This window comes from Janibacter sp. LM (assembly GCF_039631275.1).
GTDB classification, from domain to species: domain Bacteria; phylum Actinomycetota; class Actinomycetes; order Actinomycetales; family Dermatophilaceae; genus Janibacter; species Janibacter terrae.
The window spans coordinates 1-11,386 of record NZ_JBDIVG010000004.1 but is presented as its reverse complement, the minus strand read 5'-3'; the positions used below and the strand labels follow the sequence as shown (position 1 = coordinate 11,386).

11 protein-coding genes are annotated in these 11,386 nt (G+C 73.4%); 4 read left to right on the top strand and 7 right to left on the bottom strand.

All coding sequences use genetic code 11. The annotated features are described in order from the left end of the window. Nucleotides 1-68: 68 nt before the first annotated feature. Nucleotides 69-2,234 (bottom strand): TRAP transporter fused permease subunit, encoded by a 2,166-nt coding sequence (locus ABC138_RS02540; protein ID WP_068321316.1) that lies wholly within the window; start codon nt 2,232-2,234, stop codon nt 69-71. Between the two features lie 101 nt (nt 2,235-2,335). Between ABC138_RS02540 and ABC138_RS02535 the strand changes: the two genes are divergently transcribed. Both ABC138_RS02535 and ABC138_RS02530 read left to right on the top strand, forming a co-directional pair. Next, a complete protein-coding gene (locus ABC138_RS02535; protein WP_345912671.1) occupies nt 2,336-2,995 on the top strand; it encodes a response regulator transcription factor in 660 nt (219 codons plus the stop codon). Between the two features lie 3 nt (nt 2,996-2,998). Then, a complete protein-coding gene (locus tag ABC138_RS02530) occupies nt 2,999-4,357 on the top strand; it encodes a HAMP domain-containing sensor histidine kinase (protein WP_345912670.1) in 1,359 nt (452 codons plus the stop codon). On the opposite strand, the gene ABC138_RS02525 is transcribed toward ABC138_RS02530, so the two are convergent. Beyond that, nucleotides 4,354-5,319 carry a TAXI family TRAP transporter solute-binding subunit gene (locus tag ABC138_RS02525; protein WP_345912669.1) on the bottom strand — a complete coding sequence of 322 codons (966 nt, stop codon included), beginning with the start codon at nt 5,317-5,319 and terminating at the stop codon, nt 4,354-4,356. The two genes, ABC138_RS02530 and ABC138_RS02525, sit on opposite strands and share 4 nt — an antisense overlap. A 54-nt stretch (nt 5,320-5,373) precedes the next feature. Here ABC138_RS02525 and ligD (ABC138_RS02520) point away from each other — a divergent pair, with 54 nt between their 5' ends. Both ligD (ABC138_RS02520) and ligD (ABC138_RS02515) read left to right on the top strand, forming a co-directional pair. Next, the gene (ligD, locus tag ABC138_RS02520; protein WP_068426240.1) at nt 5,374-6,309 is read left to right on the top strand and encodes a non-homologous end-joining DNA ligase; all 936 of its coding nucleotides are present in this window, start codon (nt 5,374-5,376) and stop codon (nt 6,307-6,309) included. Continuing rightward, nucleotides 6,302-7,180: a non-homologous end-joining DNA ligase gene (ligD, locus tag ABC138_RS02515; RefSeq protein WP_345912667.1), complete on the top strand. Its 879-nt coding sequence runs from the start codon at nt 6,302-6,304 to the stop codon at nt 7,178-7,180. Before ligD (ABC138_RS02520) ends, ligD (ABC138_RS02515) begins: the two co-directional genes overlap by 8 nt. 43 nt (nt 7,181-7,223) lie before the next feature. Here the strand turns inward: ligD (ABC138_RS02515) and ABC138_RS02510 are convergent, their stop codons facing one another. The 5 genes from ABC138_RS02510 to ABC138_RS02490 form a co-directional block, all read right to left on the bottom strand. Continuing rightward, the gene (locus tag ABC138_RS02510) at nt 7,224-7,871 is read right to left on the bottom strand and encodes a GntR family transcriptional regulator (protein ID WP_345912666.1); all 648 of its coding nucleotides are present in this window, start codon (nt 7,869-7,871) and stop codon (nt 7,224-7,226) included. Nucleotides 7,872-7,875: 4 nt separating this feature from the next. Further along, nucleotides 7,876-8,802 (bottom strand): dihydrodipicolinate synthase family protein, encoded by a 927-nt coding sequence (locus ABC138_RS02505; protein WP_345912665.1) that lies wholly within the window; start codon nt 8,800-8,802, stop codon nt 7,876-7,878. Nucleotides 8,803-8,827: 25 nt separating this feature from the next. Next, complete coding sequence (locus ABC138_RS02500; protein WP_345912664.1) at nt 8,828-9,613, bottom strand: SDR family oxidoreductase; 786 nt, start codon at nt 9,611-9,613, stop codon at nt 8,828-8,830. A 1-nt stretch (nt 9,614) separates the two neighbouring features. Further along, nucleotides 9,615-10,478 (bottom strand): NAD(P)-binding domain-containing protein, encoded by an 864-nt coding sequence (locus tag ABC138_RS02495; protein WP_345912662.1) that lies wholly within the window; start codon nt 10,476-10,478, stop codon nt 9,615-9,617. 200 nt (nt 10,479-10,678) lie between these two features. Then, on the bottom strand, nt 10,679-11,386 hold a 708-nt coding region (locus ABC138_RS02490), incomplete at its 5' end, for a hypothetical protein (protein WP_345912661.1).

Genomic DNA, 11,386 nt, shown 5'->3' with positions numbered 1-11,386 from the left:
CGAGCCTTTCGGTTGCGGTGTGGGTGGTGCGGTGCCCGGGCGGGCGAAGGGGGTGGAGCTCGGGTGGGTCAGGTGGTCGCCTCGACCGGGGTCGCGTCGCGGCGAACCCGGCGTCGGACGAGGTGGAGGACCACCGCGACGGCCAGCACGGCGAAGCCGATGGCGATCGAGGTGGGCACCAGGTAGAGGAGCAGGAGCGCGGCCGGGACGCAGAGCGCCCGCTCGAGCAGGGAGGTCGGGCCGAACATCCAGCCGGTGGTGGCGACGGCCAGCGCGCCGACGGCGAAGCCGGCGACGACGAAGGCCCACGCGACGTCGCGGAAGGAGCCCTCCGCGATGAGCAGCGCACCGTTGTCGGTGACGACGAAGGCGAGCGGCGCGAGGAAGGCCGGCAGCGTGTACTTGCAGGCCTGGATCATCGTCGGGATGACCCGGCCGCCGGTGATGGCGGCCGAGGCCACGGCGGCCAGGGCCGTCGGTGGCGAGACCTCCGAGAGCACGGCGTAGTAGAAGATGAACATCGCGACCTGCGGGGCCTCGACGCCGAGCGCGATGAGCGCCGGCCCGATGATCACCCAGCTGAGGATGAAGGACGCGGTGACGGGCACCGCGAGGCCGAGGATGAGGATCGCGATCGCGGAGAAGAGCGCCGACAGCACGATGAGCGAGGCGTCGTTGAAGGCCAGCGCGTCGGCGGCCTGGATGAGCACGTCCGAGAGGATCTGCCCGAGGCCGGTCTTGGCGATAACCGAGGTGATGACGCCGGCCGCGGCGCAGACCGCGATGACCGGCAGCGCCGAGCGGATGCCCGAGCTCAGCGCCGAGTACAGGCGCGTGCCGTAGTCCTTGAGCGAGTCGCCGAGCTCCATGCGCTCGAGGTCGACGTCGTGGTCGTCGAACCCGCTCACGACGCGGCGCCGGGAGAGCACCGCCTCGGCGAGCCCGAAGACCGCGGCGGTGGCCGTGGCGTAGACGACCGCCTTGAAGGGCGGCACGTCGATCGCGAGGAAGAAGACGATGACGCCGAGGCTGATGAAGTGGTAGCCCGAGCGGGCCAGCAGGCGAAGGGGGTTGCCGATGGCCAGCTCGACGCGGCGGGCACCGAAGCGCCGGGCGTCGATCTCGACGGCGAGGAAGATGCCGAGGTAGTACAGCAGCGTCGGGACGATGGCCCAGATGAGCACCTCGATGTAGGAGACGCTCAGGTACTCGGCGATGATGAAGGCCGCGGCACCCATCGTCGGCGGGGAGAGGATCGCGCCGATGCCGGCCGCGGCGAGCATGCCACCGGCGGCCTCCTTGGGGTAGCCGGCCCGCTTGAGGATCGGCCAGGCGAAGGACCCGAGCGTCACCGCGGTCGCGGTGCCCGACCCGGAGACCGTGCCGAGCAGGAAGCCCGAGGTCGCGGCGGTGCGGCCGGGGGCCGAGGCGGACTTGCGGAAGAGCGAGAAGCTGAACTCGACGAAGAAGCGCCCCGCGCCCATCCGGTCGAGGACGGCGCCGTACATCGTGAAGAGCACGATGTACGTCGCGGCGACGTCGAGCGGCACGCCGAAGAACCCGGAGGCCTCGTTGTAGAGCGCGTTGATGATCTGCTCGAGGTTGAGCCCGATGTGGCTGATCGACCAGCCGACGGGGAGGAACCCGCCGTAGTAGGCGTAGGCGAAGAAGATCAGGCAGACGATCGGCAGGACGAGGCCCGTCGTGCGCCGGGTCGCCTCGAGCACGAGCACCATGAGGACCAGGCCGGCGACGACGTCGAGCGTGAGCAGCGAGCCCTGCCGGTCCAGGAAGCCCTCGTAGCCGCCGAAACCGATGTCGCTGAGCGGGACCGGCAGCACCGGGTAGAGGCCGACGAGGAGCGCGACGAGCGCGAGGACCCAGTCGATGATCCCCGGGTTGTCCGATCGCGCGGGACGACCGGCGGTGTCGGTGACGGGGTCGATGTCGGCGGCTGCCTCCCTTCGCCCCCACATGCGGTAGGTGAGGAAGACGAGCGGGAGGGTCGTGGCGAGGAAGAAGACGAGGTAGTACTGGCTGCCCAGCTCGAGCGGGTCGAAGACCTGCCGGAGCACGAAGAGGGCGACCAGGAAGCACCAGACCCCGACGAAGAGGTCGAGGCGCGGTGAGAGCTGGCGCGAGGGCCGCTCCTCGTCGTAGTCGGCAACAAGGTTGTCGACGTCGACGGGCTCGGGGGTGAGCTTGTGCTCACGGGCGACGCTGTCCGTTGGCATGCGGGTAACGTAGGTGCGATCCACCTCCCATCCGGGCGGATCGCGTCGGACTTTACATACATCTGACGCTCGACCCACCCCCAGCTGCCACGAGGGAGACCGTGCGAGTCCTGCTCGTCGAGGACGATGACCGGGTCGTCGCGGCCCTGGAACCCGCGCTGCGCCGGGCCCAGCTGATCGTCACGCGAGCGGCGACCGCGGCCGAGGCGATCGGCCGCTACGAGGACGTCGACCTCGTGCTCCTCGACATGGGTCTGCCCGACCAGGACGGCCTGGCGCTGGCCCGCCAGATCCGCCAGCTCACCGGGGTGCCGATCATCGCCGTGACCGCCCGCCGGGACGAGGCCTCCGTCGTCTCCGCGCTGCGCGCCGGCGTCGACGACTACGTCACCAAGCCCTACCGCCTCGCCGAGCTCATGGCGCGCATCGACGCGGTGATGCGCCGCTCCGGCCATGCCGTCCCGGTGCCCGTCGAGCAGGTCGGCGACGTGCGGCTCGACCACGGCGCACGCCGCGTGTGGGCCGGGGAGGTCGAGGTCTCGTTGACCCGCAAGGAGTTCGACCTGCTGGCGGCCCTCGTGCAGGCCGGCGGTGACGCCATCACCCGCGAGGCCCTCATGGAGTCGATCTGGGACACCTCGTGGATCGGTGCCTCGCGCACCCTCGACGTGCACGTCTCCGCCCTGCGCACCAAGCTCGGCCGGCCGGGCCTCATCGAGACCGTGCGCGGCATCGGCTACCGGATCCGGGACCGGGGCTGATCCGTGCGCCGTCGCATGCTCGCCATCGCCCTGCCCCTCCTGGCGATGCTCCTCATGGCGCTCATGGTCCCGCTCCTCGCCGCCTACGCCGCGGACCGCACGCAGGACCAGTTCGTCGGTCGGCTCGGTGACGTCGCCCGCTTCGCCGTGCTCGCCGAGGACGCCATCGAGGACGACGACGTCGTCAGCCTCGAGAGCGAGCTGCGGCGCTACACCGAGGTGTACGGCGGCTCGGTCGTCGTCACCGACGCCAACCGTGAGGTCGTGACGAGTGCCGGGACCGACCCCGCCGGCCCGCGCACCGAGGCGGCGATCACCCGGGCCCTGACCGGCGCCACCACGCACCCGCCGGAGACCGCCTGGCCCTGGCACGAGGAGCAGATGCTCATCGGCTCGCCGGTCGGCCGCGACGCCCAGGTGCTCGGAGCGGTCGTCGTCGTGGCCCCGACCGACGAGGTGCGCTCCGACGTCCTCGTGCGGCTGCTCGTGCTCGGTGGGCTCGGCGCCGCGACCGTGCTGCTCGCCGCCTACGGTGTCGTCGTGCCCGCCGTCGGCTGGGTCCTGCGGCCGGTCCACGCCCTCGACGTCACCGCCAGGCGGCTGAGCTCCGGGGACATGGACGCCCGCGCCAACGAGACCGGCCCGGCCGAGCTGCGCGAGCTGGCGCACTCCTTCAACGGGATGGCCGACAGCGTGCAGGCCTCCCAGGCCCAGCAGCGCGAGCTCGTCGCCGACGCGGCCCACCAGCTCGGCAACCCACTCACCGCGCTGCGCCTGCGGGTGGAGAACCTCGCCTCCGAGGGCGTCGACCGGGACGACGTCGAGCCGGTCCTCGAGGAGACCGACCGGCTCAGCGCGACCGTCGAGTCGCTGCTCCACCTCTCCCAGGTCGGTGCCGCGACCGTCGCCCGCACCCGCGTCGACGTCGCCGTGGTCGTGCGCCATCGCTGCGAGATGTGGGCACCGGTCTTCGACCGGCTCACGGTCCACGCCCCGCCCGAGGCGCCCGCCCTCGCGACCGTCGAGGTCCTCGACACCGCCCTCGACGCGCTGCTCGACAATGCCGCGAAGTTCGCGCCCGGCTCACCGGTCGAGGTGACGGTGACGCAGGCGGGGGGATCCCCCTTCGCCGGACCGGTGCGGGTGCGGGTCGTCGACCACGGGCCGGGGCTCCACCCCGACGACCTGGCCAGGGTGGGGGCGCGGTTCTTCCGCGGACGCGCCCACCAGAACGTGCAGGGCACCGGCCTCGGGCTGGCCATCGTGCGCGCTCGGCTCACCGAGTGCGGCGGTGACGTCGAGGTCTCGCAGACCCCGGGGGGCGGGCTCACCGTGGACCTCACCCTGCCCGGCGCCGACTAGCGCTGCTCGCGGTAGTACCGCAGCGCGCCGGGGTGCAGCGGCAGCGGGCTGGTGTAGATCGCCGTGCCGACGTTGGGCTGGCGCAGGCCGGGCGCGAGCTCCTCGATCGCCGGCTGCTCCTCGAACATCACCCGGGTGAGCGCGTAGACGAGGTCGTCGTCGAGGTCCGGCCGCACGAGCACGTGGTTCTGCACGCTCACCGTGTCGACGGCGCGCTCGAGCCCGTAGGTCGACGCGGGGATGGAGGACCGGGAGAACTCGGCGCCGTGGTCGCGGGCCAGGCGCGGTGCCATCGTGCCGAGCGGGACGAGCCGGATCGGTACCTGCTCGGACAGCCGCAGGACCGCGGTGTTCGGCAGCCCGCTCACGAAGAAGAAGGCGTCGAGGGTGTCCTGGGCGACCGCGTCCGCGGACTCCTGCAGGGTCTCGGCGATCTGCTCGATGTCCTCGTCGTCGAGACCCGCCGCGCGCACGACCCGCCAGGCGATGCCGCGCGTACCCGAGCCGGTCGCACCGAGGCTCACGCGGCGGCCGCGCAGGTCCTCGAGCGAGCGGATGCCGGAGTCTGCGCGCACGACGAGGTGGACGAAGCTGTCGTACGCGCGGGCCATCGCGACGATGTCGACCGGCTCACGGAACTCACCGCGCCCGCGGCGGGCGTCAGCCGCGACGTCGGCGAGGGTGAAGCCGATGTCGCTCACCCGCTGCGACACCTCGCGGACGTTGTCGATGCTCGCATTGGTCCCGCGGGTGCGGACGGTGAGGCCCAGCCGCTCGGCGAAGACCTCCGCGAGCGCCTCGCCGTAGCGGTGGAAGACCCCGCCGGGGTTGCCGGTCGCGATCGTCAGCCGGGCGTCGGGCAGGTCGTCCCAGGAGCGTCCTCCGCACGCCGTGAGCGCGGGCGTGCCGAGCAGCGGGGCGGCGAGGCCCGCGCCGAGCACGGCGCGACGGGCGGGGGGCATACGCGCCAGCATCCCACGCGCCCGGGGTGGGTATCCCCACGGCAGGATGGGGCCATGCGCCCGATGCTCGCCACCGCGACCGAGTCCGTCCCCGCGGGTCCCGGCTGGGCGCACGAGGTCAAGTGGGACGGGATGCGGGTCATCGCCGAGGCGAAGGGCGGCGGCCTCACGCTGACGAGCCGCACCGGCCGGGACGTCACGGTCTCCTTCCCCGAGCTCGTCCCCCTCGCCGACCTCTACGACGACATGGTCCTCGACGGCGAGGTCGTCGCGCTCGAGGACGGGCGGCCCTCCTTCGGCGCGCTCGCCGAGCGCATGCACGTGACCGACGCGCGCCGGGCCGCGCGGGCGGCGGTCGCCCGGCCGGTGACGTACATGGTCTTCGACGTCCTGCGCCTGCTCGGCCAGGACCTCACGGGGCAGCCGTGGACCGCGCGGCGGGCGCTCCTGGAGCAGCTCGAGCTCGAGGGCACGCGCTGGCAGACGCCGCCGGTCCACGACGACGGGGCCGGCCTGCTCGCCGCCACCGCCGAGCAGGGCCTCGAGGGCATCGTCTCCAAGCGCCGCACCTCGCTCTACCACCCTGGCCGCCGCTCCACGGACTGGCTCAAGCTGCCCCACCGCGCCAGCGAGTCCGTCGTCGTCTGCGGCTGGCGCCCCGAGACCGGCGGCGTCGCCCTGGGGTCCGTGCTCGTCGGCGAGCCCGGCGGCTCCGGGTGGGAGTTCGCCGGCCGGGTCGGCTCCGGGCTCGCTGGACGTGCGGGGGCGAGTCTCCTCACGCGGCTGCGTCCGCTGGAGCGAGCGGGGCCCCCCTTCGTCACCGAGGTGCCGCGCGAGGACGCGCGCGGGACCACGTGGGTGGAGCCGGAGGTCGTCATCGACGTGGCGAGCCTGGGCCGCAGCAGCGGTGGCCGGCTGCGCCAGCCGTCCTACCTGCGCGTGCGGTCGGACCTGACCGCCGCCGACCTGAGGGAGACGAGCGGTGCCTGAGACGTCGGCGACGCGGGTCCAGGTCGCGGGGCGCACCCTGCGCCTGACCTCGCTGGACAAGGTCATGTACCCCGCGACCGAGACGACGAAGGGGGAGATCCTCGACTACTACGCCCGCGCCGGAGAGACCCTCCTCGCGCACCTCGCCGAGCGGCCGGTGACGCGGGTGCGGTGGCCGCACGGTGTGGGCGGGGAGAGCTTCTTCGAGAAGAACCTGCCCTCCGGCGCGCCCTCGTGGCTGCCGAGGGTGACGATCGACGACGTGACGTACCCGCTCGTGCAGGATCTCGCGCAGCTGACCTACCTCGTCAACCTCAACAGCGTCGAGCTGCACGTGCCGCAGTGGCGCGTGGACGCCGACGGGCAGCGGATCAACCCCGACCGCCTCGTCATCGACCTCGACCCCGGCAAGCCGGCCGGCCTGCACGAGTGCGCCCGCGTGGCGCTGCTGCTGCGCGAGCGGCTCGGCTCCCTCGGGCTCGACCTCCACCCCGTCACCTCGGGCAGCAAGGGGATGCAGCTCTACGCGGCGCTCGGTGGCGACCTCACGAGCGACCAGGTCCGCGACCTCGCGCAGCAGCTCGCCCAGGAGATGACCAAGAAGCACCCCGACCTCGTGCTGTGGAAGATGACCAAGACCCTGCGCCCGGGCAAGGTCTTCCTCGACTGGAGCCAGAACGTCGCGGCGAAGACGACGATCTGCCCCTACTCGATGCGTGGACGTGACGACCCCTGGGTCGCGGCGCCCCGCACGTGGGACGAGGTCGAGGCCGGCGCCGAGGACCCGGACGCGCTCGTCCAGCTCGACGGTGAGCAGGTCCTCGACCGGCTCGCCGAGCACGGCGACCTCCTCGCCCCCCTCCTCCCCTGACGCCCCGTCCCCCGAACCTGCATTCCCCTAGGGCAATGCAGCCTCAGGGGGCCGCGAAGCGGCGCCCGACCAAGGACCGGTGGGCCATGCCGATGTGCGCGGCCATGAGGTCGCCGGCCAGCTCGGCCTGCCCGTCGGCGACGGCGCGGGAGATCATCCGGTGGAACTGCACGCTGCGGTCGATGTCCTCGTCCTCGTAGTCGAAGAAGCTGCCCGGGGTGAGCGAGGTGCGCGCGAGGGCCGTCGTGATCCTGAACTGGCGCGGCGACTCGGCGGCCGCGAGGACGAGCTCGTGGAAGTCCCGGTTGTTGTGGTGCAGGTCGTCGAGCCGGCTGCTGCCCCCCTGGGCCGCAAGGGCGCTCATCTCCTCGACGAGCTCGGACAGCCGCGCGACGTGGTCGGCGCTGCGGTGCACCGCCGCCCGGGCGGCCGCGCGGCGCTCGAGCAGCCCCCGCAGCTCGAAGACCTCGTCCACGTCCGCCCGGGTGAACTCCGCGACGAAGGCGCCCCGTCGTGGCTCGAGGGTCACCAGCCCCTCGTCGGCGAGGCGGTGCAAGGCCGAGCGCACGGGGGTGCGGCTCACCCCGAGCGCCTCGCTCAGGGCCTCCTCGGGCAGGCGGCTGCCCGGCGGGTGCTCGCCGGAGAGGATCCGGCTGCGCAGGCTCTCGTAGACGCCGTCGGCGCGGGCCACCGGCTCAGAAGGCCGCGCGCGCGTCGTGCCGCGCGAGCCGCTGCAGCAGGTGGTCGACCTCGGCGCGGGCGGTCGGCGTCAGGCCGCGCGAGGGCGAGCGCTGCGCGTCGGAGGCGAGGACCCCGCGGCGCTGCAGGACGTACTTGCGCACCGCGAGACCGACGCCCGGCTGCTGCTCGTAGCGCATCAGCGGCAGGTGCGCGTCGAAGAGGTCGTGCGCCGCCTCCCGCTCCCCCGCCCGCGACATCCGCACGACGTCGACGAGCAGGTCGGGGAAGCAGTAGCCGGTCATCGCCCCGTCCGCGCCGCGCTCCATCTCGTAGTCGAGGAAGAGCCCGCCGTTGCCCGTCAGGACGGACAGGCGCGGCATCTCCCCCTTCGCCTCGAGGTCACGCAGGGCGGTGATCTTCTCCAGCCCCGGCCAGTCCTCGTGCTTGAGCATCACGGCACCCGGGTTGTCGCGGGCGATGCGCGCGATGGTGCCCGGCGACATCTGCACGCTGAAGGTGAGCGGGTAGTCCTGGATGACGAAGGGGGTCCCCTCCCCGATCGCGTCCGCCGCGCCGGCGTAGTACCCGACGACCTGGTCGTCGGTCCGCAGGGTGTTGGGCGGGGCGATCATCACGCCGACGGCACCGGCGTCCATGACCGCGGCGGTGAGCGAGCGCATCGCGGCGAAGCCGGGTGCGGAGACCCCGACGACGACCGGCACGTCGGTCCGCTCGATGACCCGGCGCGCGATCTCGACGGCCTCGTCCTGGTCGAGCTTGGGCGCCTCGCCGAGCTGGCCGAGGACGGTGAGCCCGTCGACGCCGACCTCGCCGTAGAAGTCGACGAGCCGGTCGAGGGAGGCGTGGTCGACGCTGCCGTCGGGGGCGAAGGGGGTCGGCGCGATCGCGTAGACGCCGGCCGTGGTGCGGGAGAGGGTCATCGTGGCTCCTGGTGTGGTGGGTGGTTCAGATCGCCGGGACGTAGCCGCCGTCGACGCGGACGACCGACCCGGTGATGTAGCCGGCGGGCACGCCGGCGAGGAAGGCGACGGTCTGGGCGTACTCGCGGGGATCGCCGTAGCGGCCGGCGGGGATCGTCGCGAGGCTCGCGGCGGTGACCTGCTCGGCGGTGCGGCCCTCGCGCTCGGCCTTGGCCGCGTCGAGGAAGGCGACGCGGTCGGTCGCGATCCGGCCCGGCACGACGACATTGGCCGTGATGCCGTCGGCGGCGACCTCGCCGGCGAGGGTCTTGGACCAGCCGAGCAGCGTGCTGCGCAGGGCGTTGGACAGCCCGAGCCCGGGGATGGGCGCGACGACACCCGAGCTCGTCGAGGTGATGACCCGCCCCCACCCGCGCTCGCGCATGCCGGGCAGCACGCGGTTGGTGATGGTGATGACGGAGAGGACCATCGAGCGGAACTGGGTCTCCCACACCGACGCGTCGGCGGCGGTGACGGCCCCCGGCGGCGGCCCGCCGGTGTTGCCCACGAGGATGTCGACACCGCCGACGGTCTCCTCGATCCAGCCGATGCGGGCGTCGACGACGTCGAGCTCGCCGAGGTCCCAGACGAGCGCATGAGCCCGGCCGCCGGCGGCGGTGATGTCGGCGACGGTCGCGTCGAGGCGCTCGCGGCTGCGGCCCGCGACGACGACGGTCGCGCCCTCCGCGGCGAGCTCGCGGGCGATGGCCCCGCCGAGCCCACCACCTCCGCCGAGGACGAGTGCGGTCCTGCCGGTGATCCCGAGATCCATGTCAGCTCCTGTCGGTCGTGCGGGTGGTCGTCGCGAGCCAGGCGAGTGCGTCGTCGAGGCTCGTGGTCGTGGGCGGGTCGCCGGCGGCGGCCTCCGCCGTGCCGGCGAAGCGCGCCTCCACCTCCCGGAGCAGCGGTGACGGACGACCGCTGTCGGCGAGCTGGAGGGCCGCGCGGGCGACCTCGTGGCGACGTCGTGCGGCGTGCTGCGGGTGGGAGCGCACGACCGCCTCGACGAAGGGGGTCAGACCACCCTCGTCGATGTCGGCCAAGACAGAGGCGAGCTCGTGGCGGACCCCGAGCTCCTCGGCCGCGAGGAGGCACTCGACACCGAGCGCCTCGAGCCCCTTGGTGAGGACGCTGCGCAGCAGCTTGAGCGCCGCCGCGTCCCCAGGCCCCGCGGCGGGGAGGTGCCGCACGGGCGCGCCGAGGTCCTCGAGCCCCTCGAGGCCGGCGGGTGGGCCGGCGACGAGGAGCGGGGTCGCGGCGCCGGTCAGGCCCACGGCTCCCATGATGACGGCATCGGCGTAGCCGGTCCGGCCCGCCGCCGCGTCGGCGGAGCGGCGCTTGTCGGCCGGGGAGGCGGTCGTGAGGTCGACGACGACGGCCCCGACGGGCAGGTGGTCGACGAGTCCGCGGACGACGTCGTGGGCGAGGTCGCCGGCGACGCAGACCCAGGCGCGCTGGACCTGCGCGAGCCACGGCCCGAGGGACTCGTGGAGCGGGACGTGGTGCTCGCGGGCCCACTTCGCGAGGGCCTCTCCCGGCGCCGGGTCGCACAGCACGAGCTCGTGGGCGCCCCCGTCGACCAGAGCGCGGGCATAGGTCGTCCCGACCTCCCCGCACCCGACGACGGCGATGCGCACGGCTCCTCCTCGATACAAGATCAAGACAATCGGAGCGAGATCATCGCTGATCGTGCCCGCTGACCAACGAACCGTATCCCATGCGGTCTCCCCTCCCCCTTCCCGCCCGTCGGCCACTCGTCTGCATTGCCCTAGGGCAATGCAGACGAACGGTCGGAAGAGGTCGCATTGCCCTAGGGCAATGCGGGGGGGGCAGCGGGTCAGGCCCCGGCGGTCCGCGGGCAGCCGGCGCAGGGCAGGCAGCCCGGGAGGGCGTACATCAGGCAGCACGAGAGCCGGCGCGGTGGGGTGCGGCCGATGGTGCGGGCGAGCGCCTGCTCCCACATGTCCTCGACCATGCCGAGGCGCTGGCGGCTGCTCATCTTCGTCGGGGTCGGCAGGCCGGTCGCGAGCCCGGTCGCGGCGGCGCGGTAGGACCGCCACGCGGCCTCGTGGCGCTCCAAGTCGTCGGCGATGCGCCGGTGACCGCCGGCACGCACCTGCACCGCCACCGGGTAGGCGTACACCGGGTCCAGGTCGAGGGACCACAGCCGGGTCTCGGCGGACAGCGCGAAGGGGGTGCGCATCGCCGCCGTCGCGACGACCGTCGCGAGCGGGTCGAGCAGGTACTGCAGGACGAAGGCTGCCGGCATGCCGGGCGGCGCGACCCCGGACTGCGCGACCGTCAGCCGCTCGTAGCGCGCGATCCACTCCGGGGCGATCTCGAGCGCCTCGGCGAGGGGGACGCCGAGGTCCGGGTCACCGACGTCGGCGACCCGGACCGTGAGGAAGGCGAGGTGTCGGTCGAGCTGCGCGAGGCCCTCGCGCAGCTCGACGACCGTGGGTGACCCGCTCAGCCGTTGGCCTTGGCGTAGGCGTCGCGGACCTTCTGGCTGATCCGGCCGCGGTCGGACACGTCGTGGCCGTTG

Coding starts and splice junctions, on each gene's coding strand:
- ABC138_RS02540 (WP_068321316.1), bottom strand. CDS start 2,234: ATGCCAACGGACAGCGTCGCCCGTGAGCACAAGCTCACCCCCGAGCCC.
- ABC138_RS02525 (WP_345912669.1), bottom strand. CDS start 5,319: ATGCCCCCCGCCCGTCGCGCCGTGCTCGGCGCGGGCCTCGCCGCCCCG.
- ligD (WP_068426240.1), top strand. CDS start 5,374: ATGCGCCCGATGCTCGCCACCGCGACCGAGTCCGTCCCCGCGGGTCCC.
- ABC138_RS02505 (WP_345912665.1), bottom strand. CDS start 8,802: ATGACCCTCTCCCGCACCACGGCCGGCGTCTACGCGATCGCGCCGACC.
- ABC138_RS02500 (WP_345912664.1), bottom strand. CDS start 9,613: ATGGATCTCGGGATCACCGGCAGGACCGCACTCGTCCTCGGCGGAGGT.